Source organism: Rhodoflexus sp., assembly GCF_053489755.1.
This window is the reverse complement of sequence record NZ_JBRCHD010000019.1, coordinates 35,432-50,787: the sequence shown is the minus strand read 5'-3', so window position 1 is coordinate 50,787 and position 15,356 is coordinate 35,432. Positions and strand designations below refer to the sequence as shown.

General features: G+C 49.0%; 12 protein-coding genes. 6 read left to right on the top strand and 6 right to left on the bottom strand.

From position 1 onward, the window contains the following. The 4 genes from ACWIP2_RS05055 to ACWIP2_RS05040 form a co-directional block, all read right to left on the bottom strand. Nucleotides 1–860: hemin-degrading factor (locus tag ACWIP2_RS05055; RefSeq protein WP_448518818.1), on the bottom strand; the 860-nt coding region annotated here is incomplete at its 3' end. 85 nt (nucleotides 861–945) lie between these two features. Beyond that, nucleotides 946–1,776: a heme ABC transporter ATP-binding protein gene (locus ACWIP2_RS05050; protein WP_448518817.1), complete on the bottom strand. Its 831-nt coding sequence runs from the start codon at nucleotides 1,774–1,776 to the stop codon at nucleotides 946–948. Next, complete coding sequence (locus tag ACWIP2_RS05045) at nucleotides 1,773–2,810, bottom strand: FecCD family ABC transporter permease (protein WP_448518816.1); 1,038 nt, start codon at nucleotides 2,808–2,810, stop codon at nucleotides 1,773–1,775. Before ACWIP2_RS05045 ends, ACWIP2_RS05050 begins: the two co-directional genes overlap by 4 nt. A gap of 2 nt (nucleotides 2,811–2,812) precedes the next feature. Then, nucleotides 2,813–3,649: a heme/hemin ABC transporter substrate-binding protein gene (locus ACWIP2_RS05040; RefSeq protein ID WP_448518815.1), complete on the bottom strand. Its 837-nt coding sequence runs from the start codon at nucleotides 3,647–3,649 to the stop codon at nucleotides 2,813–2,815. Nucleotides 3,650–3,782: 133 nt separating this feature from the next. Between ACWIP2_RS05040 and ACWIP2_RS05035 the strand changes: the two genes are divergently transcribed. The 4 genes from ACWIP2_RS05035 to ACWIP2_RS05020 all read left to right on the top strand — a co-directional run bounded on the left by ACWIP2_RS05035 (nucleotide 3,783) and on the right by ACWIP2_RS05020 (nucleotide 7,382). Then, nucleotides 3,783–5,867, top strand: coding sequence for a TonB-dependent receptor plug domain-containing protein (locus ACWIP2_RS05035; RefSeq protein WP_448518814.1), 2,085 nt, complete (start codon nucleotides 3,783–3,785; stop codon nucleotides 5,865–5,867). A gap of 17 nt (nucleotides 5,868–5,884) precedes the next feature. After that, nucleotides 5,885–6,217 (top strand): DUF6686 family protein, encoded by a 333-nt coding sequence (locus tag ACWIP2_RS05030; protein ID WP_448518813.1) that lies wholly within the window; start codon nucleotides 5,885–5,887, stop codon nucleotides 6,215–6,217. 67 nt (nucleotides 6,218–6,284) lie between these two features. Further along, nucleotides 6,285–6,911, top strand: a complete 627-nt coding sequence (locus ACWIP2_RS05025) for an HmuY family protein (protein WP_448518812.1) — start codon at nucleotides 6,285–6,287, stop codon at nucleotides 6,909–6,911. Nucleotides 6,912–7,115: 204 nt separating this feature from the next. Further along, on the top strand, nucleotides 7,116–7,382 hold the full coding sequence (locus ACWIP2_RS05020; RefSeq protein WP_448518811.1) for a hypothetical protein: 267 nt from the start codon (nucleotides 7,116–7,118) through the stop codon (nucleotides 7,380–7,382). A 63-nt stretch (nucleotides 7,383–7,445) separates the two neighbouring features. On the opposite strand, the gene ACWIP2_RS05015 is transcribed toward ACWIP2_RS05020, so the two are convergent. Continuing rightward, the gene (locus tag ACWIP2_RS05015; RefSeq protein WP_448518810.1) at nucleotides 7,446–8,198 is read right to left on the bottom strand and encodes a hypothetical protein; all 753 of its coding nucleotides are present in this window, start codon (nucleotides 8,196–8,198) and stop codon (nucleotides 7,446–7,448) included. A gap of 43 nt (nucleotides 8,199–8,241) precedes the next feature. Beyond that, complete coding sequence (apaG, locus tag ACWIP2_RS05010; RefSeq protein ID WP_448518809.1) at nucleotides 8,242–8,628, bottom strand: Co2+/Mg2+ efflux protein ApaG; 387 nt, start codon at nucleotides 8,626–8,628, stop codon at nucleotides 8,242–8,244. A gap of 185 nt (nucleotides 8,629–8,813) precedes the next feature. Between apaG and menD the strand changes: the two genes are divergently transcribed. Continuing rightward, complete coding sequence (menD, locus tag ACWIP2_RS05005) at nucleotides 8,814–10,616, top strand: 2-succinyl-5-enolpyruvyl-6-hydroxy-3-cyclohexene-1-carboxylic-acid synthase (RefSeq protein WP_448518808.1); 1,803 nt, start codon at nucleotides 8,814–8,816, stop codon at nucleotides 10,614–10,616. A gap of 96 nt (nucleotides 10,617–10,712) precedes the next feature. Next, on the top strand, nucleotides 10,713–15,353 hold the full coding sequence (locus tag ACWIP2_RS05000; protein WP_448518807.1) for a translocation/assembly module TamB domain-containing protein: 4,641 nt from the start codon (nucleotides 10,713–10,715) through the stop codon (nucleotides 15,351–15,353). Nucleotides 15,354–15,356: the final 3 nt, after the last annotated feature.

Sequence of the window (15,356 nt, the reverse complement as noted above, 5' to 3'; positions counted from 1 at the left end):
ATGGCTTCGTCTTTCAGGTGCATATTGAACTCAGGGTCAAGCACGTTGAACCATCCGCCGGTTTGTACAATATTGCGCGCAAACCCGGTGTGAATTTGGATGCAGCCCCTGTTGCCGGCAAAAATCATAATCGGACACTGCCGCTTGGATACGCTGTGAAATACTCGCTTCACCTGTTCTACTGAAATTTCCCATGCGTATCCTTCGGGGGCTAATCGCAGCCCTTGTGTGCGGCTTACCTTGTATTTTCTCAACATGCCGAAAAATTCGTGCGTGTCTTTCATATTGAGCCATGCCTGTTGGAAACCGGCAATGTCAATGTTTTCATCGGGTTGCGGCGCTTCGGGCGCGGCATAGGCGCTTGTTTTCATCGGCGCGTAGGGGTCGGCGGCGCGGTATTTTTCTACCAACGCCTCAAAAGCCTCACGGTTGCTTTTTTCGTTCAGGTAAATTTTATGGACTGCCTCACCGCTTTTGTCAAAAAATTGCAGGCTGAGGCGTTCGTTTTCATTCACGGCAAAGCCAAAAGCCCAGTGCATCATGAACAGGCGCAAGTCAATATCTTCGCCCAGTACCAGCCCGACGTGGTTATCAAAAGATACGTTTTCATAAATGCCTTTGCGCTCATGCACCACATGGTCGTTGCGGGTAAGCGCCATTACGTAGCCCAATGAGGGTACGTCTTTCAGCATTTCGCGAAAATCGCCTTCTAGGCGGATGGCAGTTTCGCCCATGCCGCAGGCGACTAATTCTGCTTCGCTGACTCCTAATTGCTTTGCCGCTTCGCGAATGCGGGCTTTCGGATTTTCCGCCTTGAAGGCTTCGTAACGTTCTTTGAGGGTTTTGAGAAAGGTTTGCATAAAATTTGGTGTTATGAATGTAAAATTTTAAAAATCAGATGCTTAAACCTGACGGGTTTCTAAAACCCGTCAGGTTTATTTTGTACTAAAGTTGACAGACCGCTTTTCGGTTGCGCACATTCACGATGAACGGGCAGCCCAGTTCAGGGTGCTGCATCAAATTGACCTCTACGCCAAATACGCGGCGGATATTTTCACAAGTCATGACCTCCTGCGGACTGCCCGCTGCGACAACGCTACCTTTTTTGAGCATAATCAAGTGGTCGGCGTATTGAGCTGCCAAATTTAAATCGTGCAAGACCGCTACTACGCAATAGCCTTTCTGCGCCAGTTGCCGCGCAAGGTCTAAGGTGTGGTATTGGTGCGGCAGGTCTAAACCTGTAATCGGTTCATCCAGAAATAAGTATTTGGGCGTAGCAATGGGCATTTGCGGGGCTTGCATTTCGCTGCGGTCGGTGATTTGTGCCAACACACGCGCCAGTTGTACGCGCTGTTGCTCTCCGCCAGAAAGCGTCTGGTAAATCCTGCCTTTCAGGTGCGCCACGCTTGCCTGTTGCATGGCAAAAGCGACAATTTCATGGTCTGTTCTGGTCGGATACCCGTTGAAATGTGGGTAGCGCCCCATCAAGACTAATTCTTCACACATAAAAGGCAGGGAAAGTTGCTGTTGCTGCGAAAGTACCGCCCTGATTTGTGCCATTTCTGCGCTGGAAAAGGCTTGCAGCGGTTTGCCGTGAAAATACACGCGCCCTTCCTGCAAGGGGTAATCGCGGCAGAGAATTTTGAGCAGCGTGGACTTCCCCGCGCCATTTGCGCCTATAATAGCGGTAAATGCGCCTGCCTTTGCTTCCAATGAAATATCGGACAGCAATTCTTTCTGCCCGATGCGATAGCTGAGATGTGAAACCTGAATCATACGGTCATGCGGCGTTTTTCTTTCATCAGAATCCAAAGGAAAAAGGGCGTACCCAGCATGGCGGTGATGATGCCGATGGGCAATTCCGAAGGCGCAACCGCCGTTCGCGAAATGAGGTCGGACGTGGTAAGGACGGCGGCGCCCAGCAGCGCCGAAGCGGGCAGAATCAGTTTATGGTCGGCTCCGGCAAACAGGCGCAGCAGGTGCGGAATCACCAACCCGATGAAGCCGATGGTTCCTGCAACGGCAACCGATGAACCCACCGCCATCGTTGTCCAAAAGATGACCTGCCGTTTCAGCGATTTGACGTTTACGCCCAAGTAGCCAGCTTCGCTTTCGCCCAGCGCCAGCGCATTGAGCGCTTTGGAAAGACGCGGCAGCGCTATCAGTGGCAATAATGCAAAGGGGGCAAGCGCAGCGACGCTTTCCCAACTTGCGCCGCCCAGGCTGCCCAATCCCCAGAAAACGATGCTGCGCAGTTGAGCGTCGGTGGCCGTGTAGGTCAGCAGTCCCGTGAGCGCCCCTGCCAGCGCGTTGATGGCAATGCCTGCCAGCAGCATGGTGGCTATAATAGCTTTGCCGCCTGTTTTGGAAAGTCGGTAAACGATGAGCGTCGTCAGCGCCGCGCCGCCAAAAGCAAATACTGAAAGCGCATAAAAGCCCAAAATCCCCGAAAGCGCAGTAAAAAATTTGACTTCCAGCACAATCATGACGACGGCAAAAAGCGAAGCTCCGGCAGAAACGCCAATCAGTCCGGGGTCGGCTAATGGGTTGCGGAACAGTCCCTGCATGGAAGCCCCTGCCACCGCCAGAGAAGCCCCTACCAGTACGCCCAACAGCACACGCGGCAGGCGGATAATCCAGAAAACTGCCTCTTGTTGCGGCTCAAAGCCAACGGCTTCTCCGCCCAGTTGGTAGCTGATGATAGCCAGCAGTTCGCGCCCGCTGATAGTTACTGCCCCGATACAAACGGAACAGATAACGGCTGCCAGAAGTAAGGCGATGAGCAGGGAAATGATAGTGGCTTGTTTCATCGTTAGCGGATTTTATCGGCTAATTCCTGTAAGGCTTTGCCTAATCGGGGGCTGAATCCGGTCAGCAGCTGCCCGTCCATTTCTATCACTTTGCGGTTTTTACCTGCGTTGGTTTGGGCAATGCCCTGTACCTGCAAAAGCCCGTTGACGCCGCCCAGACTCTGCAAACCGCTGGTAAAGAGCAAAATGACATCAGGATTGGCAAGCAGCAGCGACTCTGCGGTCAGCGGCTTGAAGTCCGTGAAATCGTTGGCGGCGTTTTGTGCGCCCGCCAGTTCTATGGCTTGCGCTACGCTGGTATTGTTGCCCGCTACCATCAGCGAACCCGCGCCGCGTGCATAGATGAACAGCACTTTTTTGCGTGTGGCAGGTTTTTTAAGTGCGCCTACTTCTTTGCCTACGCGCTCAGCAATGGCGTTGCCCTGCGCCGCCAAACCGAAATCTGTCGCTACCTGTCGGATGAGCTTTTGCGTGCCTTGCAGAGAATATTCCTGTTCATAAAGCAACACTTTTACGTTGGCTATTTTGAGTTGCTGCTCTAATCCGGGCGGCAACTGGCTGCGGATACCGACAAATACTGTTGGGCGCAACGCCAAAATGCCTTCTGCTGAAATATTGCGGTTATGCCCGATTTTAGGCACTTTATCCAGACTTTCAGGATAGGTGCTGGTTACGTCCACGCCCACCAGATTTTTTTCCAGCCCCAGTTCGCACAGAATTTCGCTGAGCGTACCGCTTGCCGATACGATTCTTTCGGCTTTTGGCTGCGCTTGTACAGCCGTAGCAAAACAGCACAGACAGCTAATCAGCCATGATAGAGGGATTAATTGACGCTTCATTCTTCGTGTAATGGATAGTGTTTTTGGATGTGCAAAGATTATGTTTATTTAGACTAATTACAAATTATTGCTGAAATTATTTGGAATCATTCTAAACAAGTCATAGGTTTGCTGCGTCAAACAAGCATCCGCTATGAAATCCACATTTACCATATGCCTATTCAAATTATTGATAGTCAGCCAAATGCAGTCATTTGCGCAAAATGACAGCCTGAAAATGCGCGAGTTGGACGAATTAGTCATCACGGCTACCCGCACCGAAAAAATGGTATCGGCGCTGCCCATGCCTGTTACGGTTATCTCACAAAAACAAATACGGCAGATGGGCAGTCTGCGGCTCAATGAGGTATTGCAAGAGCAAACCGGACTTGCTATTGTTACCAACCACGGGCAGGGTTTGCAGGTACAGGGCTTCAATCCTGAATATACCCTGATTCTGATTGATGGCGAACCGCTCATTGGGCGCACGGCAGGCACGCTGGAACTTTCGCGTATCGCCGTAGGCAATATCAAACAAATTGAAATTGTCAAAGGTCCCAGTTCCAGCCTGTACGGCTCAGAGGCGCTGGCAGGCGTGGTGAATATCATTACGGAAAACCCGACAGCCAACCGCGCAGGTTTTGCTACGCGCTACGGAACCAACCAAACGCTGGACTTTACTTCCAATCTGCAATGGAAAAAAGAACGGACATCTGCCTCGCTGTTCGCGAACCGTTATAGCACCGCGGGCTATGATTTTACGCCGCAAACCTTCGGGCAAACCGTAGAACCTTTTCACAACTACACCGTGCAGGCAAAAGCAGAGCATCGTTTTTCGGATGCGCTGCGACTGAGCCTTTCGGGGCGCTATTTCACTGAAAAGCAGCAAAGTAATTTTGATATGGGCAGCGCGCAGATTCCTAATCCGGTCAGCGGTGAAGGCAGCATCAAAGACCTGAATTTGAACCCCTTACTGAATTTCAAAGCGTCAGGCAATTTCACTGGACGCGTTGGTTTGTACTACTCTAAGTACCGCGCCGATGCCGCCAGCTACTACCTAAGCGACGGCAACCTGTTTGAAACCAGCTTTTTCAATCAGACTTTTTTGCGCCCCGAAACGCAGCTTATTTGGCTTTTTTCATCCAAACACAACACTACGTTTGGTTCGGGAATGGTGCAGGAAAGCGTAGAGGCAACGCGCTACACCCAGCGGCAACAGTTACACACCATTTACGCTTTTGCGCAGCATGAATGGCTGCCTAATGACAAGTGGCACATCATTGCCGGCGGTCGTTTTGACTGCCACAGCGTGTATGGTTCGCAGTTCAGCCCCAAACTTTCGGCGCAGTATCAACTCACACCCAAACTTGCCCTTCGCGCTTCGGGCGGCGTAGGCTTCAAAGCGCCGGACTTCCGCCAGTTGTACCTCAATTTCATCAATAACTCGGCGGGTTATTCGGTGTTTGGCACAGAAGAAGTCAGCCGTTTGATTCAGGAATTGCAGGCGCAGGGACAAATCGGGGAACTGTTCTTCAATCCAGAAGTAGCGGGCAGCCTACGGGCAGAGCGTTCGCTTGCATGGAACTTCGGCGGCAAATGGAACGCTGCCGAACAGACCGTCTTCAACATCAATTTTTTCAGAAACGATGTTCAGGATTTGATTGAATCACAGGTATTTGCGCGACGCGCCAACGGGCAGAATATTTTCAGCTACCGCAACCTGAGCCGTGTATTTACGCAAGGGATTGAAATTGACGGCACGCGCCAGCTTTCCGATAAAATCAGCCTTGCGGCAGGTTATCAGCTGTTGCTCACGGGCGATAAATCGGTAATTGACAAGATTAATAACGGCGAAATTTTCCGCCGCGACCCTGTTACGCTCATCACCAGTCGCCTGAACAGAAGCGATTATGGCGGGCTGTTCGGGCGCAGTCGCCACATGGCAAACGCCAAAATATTCTACGAAAACAAAGCCAAAGGCTGGACTGCCAACCTACGGGCTATCTATCGCGGCAGCTATGGGCTGGGCGACCGCAACGGCAACTTAGTCTTAGACGACCCATCGGAATATGTAAACGGCTTTGTAACCTTCAATGCAGCCCTCAGTAAAACCTTCCTGAGCGAAAAATTGAAACTGCAAGTCGGCGCGGACAATCTACTCAACTTTACTAACATGCAAGCCATCCCTAACATGCCGGGGCGATTGCTCTGGACAAGCCTTCATTTTCAAATCAATTAATCTGACAACGAATAAGCATGATGTGTAACGGCGCTGTTTTATTTCACCATCGGCATGGATTTGCCACCTATTGCAGCCAATGCGGTTGTGTAAGATTTGCATTCGGCACGACGGCGATTCACTTTACCGCTCCGCAGTTCAGTCAGTTTTGTGAATACCTCCTTGACTTTTATCCAAATTATGATGCCAATAGCCTAATTAAAAATGTGTGGATTCCTTTGGGCGAACAAAATACTTACCTGATTATCAGCGGACAAGAACTGCACCTGCTCAAGAAATCGCTTCGCGCTGCGCTAAGCAAACTCTACATGCGCCAGTTGATTACAACAGCATGTAAACAACTTAACTAACTCACCAACAACCTCTAAATAACAACTAACCACTTACTCATTCACTCATTTATTCGCTATTTATCCTATGAAAAACCTTTCTGTTTTAGTGAGCGGCGCGCTGCTTATACTGGCGCTTGCATCTTGCAAAGAAAACAATGTAAACCCTGTTCAACCCGTTGTAACGGAAACCGTCCGCGATTTGGCTGCCGACCCAGTACGCATAGACCCCGCCACTGGGCGACCGCTTGGCGGGACTAACCGCTTTACGCTGTACAGTCTCCGCGAAAATCGCATCATTGCCAATTCAGACAGCGCGACTAATAAATGGGACATCGGTTTCAGGGGAACTACGCTGATTGTCAATGGGGGCGCTATCCGCAGCGGGCAGGGCGGCGCCTTCATCTTCACAGGTCTTTTTGACGAACTGAAAGAAATCCCCGCAACGGCAGAGTTCCGCACCGACCAAAGCCCGACAAACCTTGCCATTCCAAGCGCCTCTGGGCAGGGCTGGTACAACTACAACTCACAAACTCATTTGATTACCCCTATTCCGGGACGTGTGATTGCGCTGCGTACAGGCGATGGCAGATTTGCCAAAATAGAAATTCTGAGCTATTACAAAGGCGCGCCCGCTACTCCTACGCAAACCTCTGAGTCGCGGCATTACACCTTCCGTTTCAGCTTCCAGCCCGACGGCAGCCGCAAATTCTAAGTATCCGATGATTGCTTATTAAACTAATTGCTGAGACATCGTTATAGTCTTGTGTAACATTGAAATATCTCTCCGTCGCTGACTGAGAGATATTTATTTTTGGCAGGTGTCTGTTATGGCGATAAAAAACGAAAAGTTTCAATGAGCGCTGTTGCTATATTTGAAGCCAACCTCAATTGATCTATGAAACCGTACTTATAACTCATGCGTCCACCCAACCTGCCTACTACTATGTCGGATATAGCGGCAGTTGCGGCGATCGCTGCCTTCTTTGCAAAAGAGCAATTGCCCGACCGGGCGCTATCGGAGACGCTTCCTTTCAATCATTTGGCTGCTGGCGCTGATTCACCTCTTACCAAAGCACGCAAAGAACCTACACCTGAGAACATCAAAAAGGCAATTAAATCCCGTGTGATTGCACCGATTGCGCTTAATGCTGCTTGGGGTGCAGCTTTTGGCGGCTGGCAATGAGGCTTCTCAGTACTCATGCCCATTTCGCGCCTGTTGGCGAAAACATTTGCCGTTAACTGGTAGCTACCAACGCAAAACAAAATCCTGCTTGGGCTGTTTTTCATCTATAAAAACCAAGCCTATCTCCCAAAGATCTATACTGAAACGTACGCGCTGGTCTGCCTTGATCTTTTGCCACAAATGCTCTATAGCCTGATTGCGGTAGCGCAAGTGAAAAACAACTACACTTTGGCTGTGCAGTGCGGGTAAACAGGCTTGCCAAGCGCTGTACATACTGTCTGCATGGCGCGTATTGAGCCACAGAAAATCTAATTGTGGAAAAACCTTAACAACGGCTTCAGCGCCCTGTTGCCAACCGGTGTGGATAATTCGCAATTGCGGAAGTCCCTTTGCCGTTCGGTCGGACAGTTGTGCCAGCTCTTTGCAAGGCTCTATGCTGATCAGACGGCTTTTGTGCCATCCTTTAGCAAGGTAACGCGTCGCCAAACCGACATTACTCCCAAAAATGGCAATAGTTTGGGGATGAAAAAAATCAACTAACTTGTAGAGAAGGTGCGCTACGCGCTGCGAAGGCTCAAAATTTTGAATAATCTGCGCTACAGTAGGGCGAAAAAAAAACTTAGACGCGTGAACCGCGCCTAAGTCGCTTACCATAGCTTTATCTGTTATTAGTGGGTGAAAAAATCTTTCAATTTCTTCGAAGTCGTAGTAGTACTTGCTTGCAAGGATTACCTCATTATGTAGTTTAAAAACAAAGGGTGAATGAATATCATGTAGCGTTTTGGCTGAGATCAGGTATTGTAAGTAGCTTAACATAGCGACAAAAAATTGAACGCAAATGAAGCGACTTATACCCGATTTAGTTGCACAGATAAGGTGCTATCAGCGAAAATTCAGGAATTGCTACAGGAAACTCTTGGCTATCTATTATGCGCTGCATAGTGTAGTAGCCGAGCATTTTACCAATGCCACTTTTCAAATGACAGCCCGATGCATACTCATGTACCTCGCCGGGTGCCAACACGGGCTGCTCTCCAATCACCCCATCCCCGTCCACTTCTGCTACTGTTCCGTTGCCATCGTAAATTTCCCAATGACGGCGCATCAGTTGGACTGTATAATCACTGTTATTCTCAATCGTAATGTGATACGTGAATACATGATGGTTTTGCATAGGGCGCGAATACTCTGCTTTGTATTCGGTTTTTACAGATACTTTAACGCCTTGGGTGACTTCTGTTATCATAATTAAACGTAGTTTTGATGAGAAAAAAGCTTGCAATACTTTCCAAAAAATGCTTTTGGGTTACTTTAAACAAATAACTGATAAAGACAGCAAATATTTTACGAAAGTCGCGCAGCGATCTTACATATGTGATTTAATGCGCTAAATAGCCTTAAAATAAATCTTAAAACTGCACAGAAAATTAGATGCAATACACCCACTACCCCATTATCAACAGCGCCGCCATTTGCGCCCGCTTGGGTGTGCGTCAGGCTGTCATATCTCCGGGTTCGCGCAATGCCCCGCTGACCATAGCCTTTGCCCGCCATCCTGATATTGCGTGCTACAGCGTAAGCGATGAACGCGCTGCGGCTTTCATCGCAATGGGTATGGCGCAGCAATCGGGCAGCCCTGTAGTACTCGTTTGCACTTCAGGCTCGGCAGGACTCAATTATGCCCCTGCGGTAGCCGAGGCGTACTTCAGTCAGATCCCTTTGCTGTTGCTAACGGCTGATCGCCCGCCCGAATGGGTTGATCAGGCAGACGGCCAAACCATCCGCCAGCGCGATATGTATGGCAGGCATTGTAAAGCAGCCTATGAGATTCCGGCAGACTACACGCACCCCGATTCGGTGTGGGCGGTCTATCGCACCATCAGCGAAGCTATCCATACGGCAACTGCTTTCCCCCCCGGTCCGGTGCATGTCAACATGCCCTTCCGCGAGCCATTTTACCCGAAACCCGAACACGAAATTTCTTTTGACGATACCGCAAAATTTTTCTCGGAAGAACGCGGAATCGTGCAACTATCACCCGAATCATGGCAGTATATTATCAAAAAAGTACTAAAAACAGATAAAACATTACTTGTGGCAGGTCAAAGTCGTTGGGAAAAACCTTTGATTGAAGCACTTGCTTTGCTCCCTTTCCCGCTGTTCGGGGATATTTTTTCTAATATTCACACAGCGCCCAATGCCATTTTTCGCTATGAAGCAGGTTTGCAACTGACCGAAAATAATTTGTCGGAATGGCAGGCGCCTGATTTACTGATTACTTTCGGACAGTCTGTACTGTCTAAGGCACTGAAAAGCCGCCTGCGCAAGTTTCCGCCACAGGAACACTGGCACATACAGCAGGCAGGCAGCGTTCCCGATGTATTCCAGTCGCTGACACGGGTCATCAGGATATTGCCGCTGCTGTTTTTCCAAACGCTGGCAGAAAAGTTGGTGGAAACAGGCAGCTCCTACTCGCCGCCCCCGCAAACAACTGAGGATGGCTCAACGGTAGTTCGTGAGGACACGAACTACGGCGGTGAAAAGGACACGAACTACGGCGGAGTAAGACATAATACCGCAGCATGGCAACCTTTCCCACAAGTTGATACCTCCAAAGGCGATCTTCGCTTTGAAATACTTTGGGAAAGTGCTAACCTAAACGAGCCTGCTGCTGTTTACAAACTCTTGCAGGCATTGCCGCAGGGCGCAACGCTACACCTCGCCAACTCGATGCCGGTGCGCTATGCGCAATCCGTTGGTTTGCGGCATTCGCAGGAGATAGAAGTTTTTTGCAATCGCGGTACAAGTGGTATAGACGGTTGCGTGAGCACTGCTGTTGGTCATGCTTTGGCTTCCCCCGAAAAATTACATGTGCTGCTAATTGGGGATGTCGCCTTTATGTATGATCGGAATGCGCTGTGGCACAACTACGCACTGCCCAACCTGCGCATAATGGTGCTCAATAACGGCGGCGGCGGAATTTTCCGTATGATAGACGGGCCACAGGGGCTTTCCGAAACCGATGAGTTTCTGGTAACACAGCAGCGACTTTCTGCACGTTCCGCAGCCGAAGACGCAGGTTTTACGTATCTTTACATAAACAATAAGGAGCAATTTGCTGAATTGTTGCCACAGTTGCTGGCAGATAGCGCCGCACCTGTTCTAATGGAAGTTGTAACCCGGCAGGCGGATAATGAAAAGGCTTGGCAATTTATTCAGCCACGCAACTGGTAGGCAGTTGCACAAATTAACATGTATCGTACCCTTTAGGGTGCGTTTCACATCGCTTGTACTTTACATACCATTCAGCGTATGCTACATTTTTAAAGAATGGAAGTCAATAACGATATAGCGCCCGAATCGGCAAAACTCGAAGCCCCCAGAAAAAGTCTGTTGCGCCGCGCAATTGGTGCAGCAGTGAATGCCTTTTTTACGGTTGTTAGCCTAATCTTGCTATTACTGCTGGGTTTGCAGTTTCCCTCCGTTCAAACACGGCTGGGCAGCATTGCTACGCGCTACCTGAGCGACATGACCGGCTTCGAGATGCGCATCGAACGCATCGCCATCCGCTGGTTAGACAATGCCATACTGCGAGGTGTAACAGTCAAAGACCGCGCAGGAGAAGTAATGATTGCTGCCTCCGAACTCGGCGTAGACTACGACCTAATGGCGCTTTTGAAAGGCAAAGATATTGTGCTGAACCGCGCCCGATTAGACAACCTTGTCTTTAACCTAATAGCCGATGGAGAAGGCGGCGAATTGAACATCAACGAACTGATCCGCGCTTTCGGCAGCAGTACGCCTGATACTACGCCCTCTACCTCCAAATTCATTATCGAGAGAGCCATTTTGAATAATTGTACCTTTGGCTATAACCGCCCGCAGCGCGATTCTATCAAAGGCAAAGGTGAGTTTGATTACTATCATTTTACATTAGACCGCATCAGAGGCGAAGTCCATAATTTTGTCAGCGTACAAGACTCTATCCTGCTGCAAGTCAAAAACCTTTCGGGGCATGAGGTCGCGTCAGACTGGCCAATCCACCAACTTAACACCTCTTTTCTCTATTGCGATACAGGTATTTTTTTCGATGATTTGGACATGCGCATAGGGAAAAGCTATCTGCGCCGCCGTATTTCACTCATCTACGACACCCCTGATGCGATGGACGATTTCAACAATCGGGTGCGCATACAGGCGCAACTAGATTCTGTTACGCTCCACACGGACGACATCGCCCATTTTGCCCCCTCGCTCGCAAACTGGGAAGCAAGCGCCAATATCAGCGGAATAATTGATGGTCGCGTTAGCCGCCTGAATGTGCGCAACATGCGCCTCTACTTTGGGCAAAGCACCAATATCAACGGCAACCTCTCCTTCGACGGGCTGCCCGAAATTGATCAAACACTCGTACAGTTGCAGTTCCGCCCTTCGCAGCTGGCAACCGGAGATCTGAAAGCCTTTCTGTCCGAAGAAAATTTTGCTGCTGTACAAAAATTTGGTAATGTGCGCTTCAATGGGCAATTTATTGGCTATTTAAATGATTTTGTCGCACGCGGGCAATTTGAAACAGCGCTGGGAACGATTCGCCCCGACATTAACCTCAAGTTGGATCAGAAAACCTACCGCGGACAGATTGCAACGGAAAACTTCCGCTTAGGTACTATCGCAGAAGTTTCGCTGCTGGGGCTGTTAGATGCAGATGTAAGTATTAACGGCAAAGGGTTTTCTGTTGACGAAATGGAAACCGAAGTCAAAGGGCGCATCGGCAGGCTCGGGCTGCGCGGCTACAACTATAAAAATATCCAAACCGACATCTTCCTCAAAAAAGGCATTGCTCAGGGATACCTAAAGGTCAGCGATCCTAATTTCATGTTTGACGGATCCGGCACAGTAAATTTGAAAGACAGCGTCATCCGCCTGAACGCCACGCTGGATAGGGCAGACCTTGAAAAGCTCAATTTTACCGACAAGTCTACAATTACCCGCGCCGGTATTGACTGTAATTTTCGCGGGCTTACCTTAGACAATCTTACAGGCGATATCCGCCTTGATAGTTTCTACTTTGCTTACGACAAAAAAGATATCCTTTTCGACACGCTCATTTTTCACTCGGAGCTAAATGGCCAAATGCGCACCTTCTATGTACGCTCCGACTTAATAGACCTCGAGTCGGTAGGGAATTTCAGACCATCGGTTACCATTGACGACCTCACCCGTCTGATAGACGAATACATGCTCTACATCCGCAATGACTACGAGGAAATAGAAACCTACTACAGCCGAAAACTAACCCAAAAACTCAAAGCCCGCAAACCGCTCGTAGAAAGACCTTACACGGTAGACTACCTGATTCGCGTCAAAAACCTGAGTCCGTTTATCCAGATTTTTGTGCCGGAGGCCTATGTTGCCCGTAACACCGAACTAAAAGGACAATTCCGCAGCGGCGAAACTAAGGATTTCGACGTATGGCTTTCCACCGATACCCTGCGCTACGGTAACTTTTTTGTCAAACAGGTAGCAGCCGCCTACGAAACAGTGAAAGTGAGCAATGCTAACCAAGTAAGTGCAAAACTCAACGTGCAGGCAGCACATTTGAATCAGACAGACGAGCGCAACAGCGTAGACACCATTCTGCAAAATCTGCGAATAGAAGGCGAATGGATGCGGAATAAAATCTCTTATCAACTCTCGGCAGCAGCGGCTAAATCGGATGATCACGGGACTATCCGTGGCGACTTCCGCTTTTTGCCCGACAAGCGCTACATGGCCGCATTTCATCCTTCTTTTGCCATGCTCAGTAACCGCAAATGGGAAAATATTGATACGGCGACCGTTACCATTCAAAAGCGCGAAATAGCCGTAAAAGACTTTTACTTTTCCGATGGGCAGCGCTTTATCAGCATCAAAGGCGGCATTTCGGAAAATCCTGAAACTACGCTGGAAGTAGAGTTTAAACGCATCGGGATAGAACTGCTCAGCAATTTTGTCGGTAAGAAAATAGAAGGAGAAGCCGATGGAAAGATATTTCTGAAAGACTTTTATCAACAAATCCAGGCAAATGGATTTGTGTTTGCAAATAATGTCAAGATGGAAGGCTTTCTGCTGGGCGAAATTCGCAATTTCGTGAAGTGGAATCAAGAAGCGCAATCGCTTGCCATAGAATCGCGGATGCTGCGCGATAGCCGCGAGGTACTGCTGCTCAACGGCACTTATAAGCAGTCGGACAATGCGCTGGATTTAAACATTGACCTGAAACAAACCGAAATCAATGTATTGGAGTCTTTCCTGTCGGAAATTGCCTCCAATATGGGCGGCAGAGCAGAGGGCAAATTGCGCGTGTATGGGCAGGCAGATGCACCGCAGATTTCGGGCGAATTGTTTATTACAGGCGGACGCTTTAAAGTCAACTACTTGAATACGACCTACTTTTTTGATGACCGCATCCTTTTTGAAGAGGATCGCATTGCCGTCCGGCGTTTGCGACTGCGCGACGACGAACAGAACGTAGCCTTTATAGACGGCGGGGTGTACCACTATGGATTCACCAACTTCATAATAGATATTGTAGGTGATTTCCGGCGCTTCAAAGTATTGGATACGCCCCAAGCCGAAGATGCACTCTACTATGGTACGGCAATCGGCACAGGTAAGATGGAAATTTTCGGTCCACCCGATAACCTCAAGATTACTGTAAATGCCACCAGCGAGCGGGGAACGCGCATTTTCATGCCATTAGATGGCTATGCAAGTGCAGAAGAGAAAAATTTCATTCGCTTTGTCTCCCTTAAACCCGATACAGTTGTACAAGATACAGTACTGGCTGAACTGCAGGCGCAGCGCACCTTGGATTTATCCAAATTAGTCATCGTGATGAATCTGGAAATTACGCCCGATGCACAAATGGAAATCATCTTAGATCGCAAGGCAGGCGATATCATTCGCGGCAATGCGCGCGGCAAACTCAAAATGGACTTGGATACCAAAGGTGATTTTACCATGTTCGGCAATGTGGAAATCGTCAGAGGTTCCTATACCTTTACTTTTCAGAACCTGTTCAACAAATCATTTGACATTATGCAGGGCAGCAGCATTACTTGGAACGGCGATCCTTTCAAAGGACGCATGAACATCACTGCCTCATACGATCAGAAGGTATCGCTTGCGCCGATTCTTTCGGGCGCACAGTTAGACAGCGCTACACTCAATCGTCCCGAATTGAAACGACGCTATCCTGTGCGTGTAAATTTATTCCTGACAGGCGAACTGCTCAAACCCGCCATTGGTTATAACATCGAGTTCTTTGACTATCCGCGTACAATTGTCGCTGGTGGCATCCCTATATCATTAGAAACCTACATAGCCGCATTCAACGCACGCTTGGAGAGCGATGAACAGGAACTGCAAAAACAAGTCTTCAGTTTGTTGATGCTGCGCAAATTGCTGCCTGAAAATGCCTTTGAGGGAATCGGACAATCGGCGGGGAGCAGCCTCAGCGAACTGATTACCAATCAGCTCAGTGCGTGGATGTCGCAAATGGATGAAAACTTAGAGGTAGATATAGACCTCAATGGCTTTGACACCAACGCCCTGAATACCATGCAGTTACGACTTTCATACAGTTTTCTCAATGGCAGGATGCGTATTACCCGCGACGGCAGTTTTACCAACGTACAGAATCAGGCAGACATCAGCAGTATCGCCGGCGACTGGACGGTAGAGTACCTGCTCACCAACGACGGCAGGCTGCGCATGAAGATGTATCGCCGCAATATTTCCAATACTTTCAACGCCGCGCTACTGGGTGCTAATGCTACCACAGGCGCAAGCATGATGTACACACGCAGTTTTAACAATGTCTCGGAACTTTTTGGCAAAAAACGACGTAAACCCAAACAAAGAAGCAACTCAGTAATCCCTTACCGCGACAATAAGATATACATCCCGCCGGATGATGATGAGCTACAGTAAACA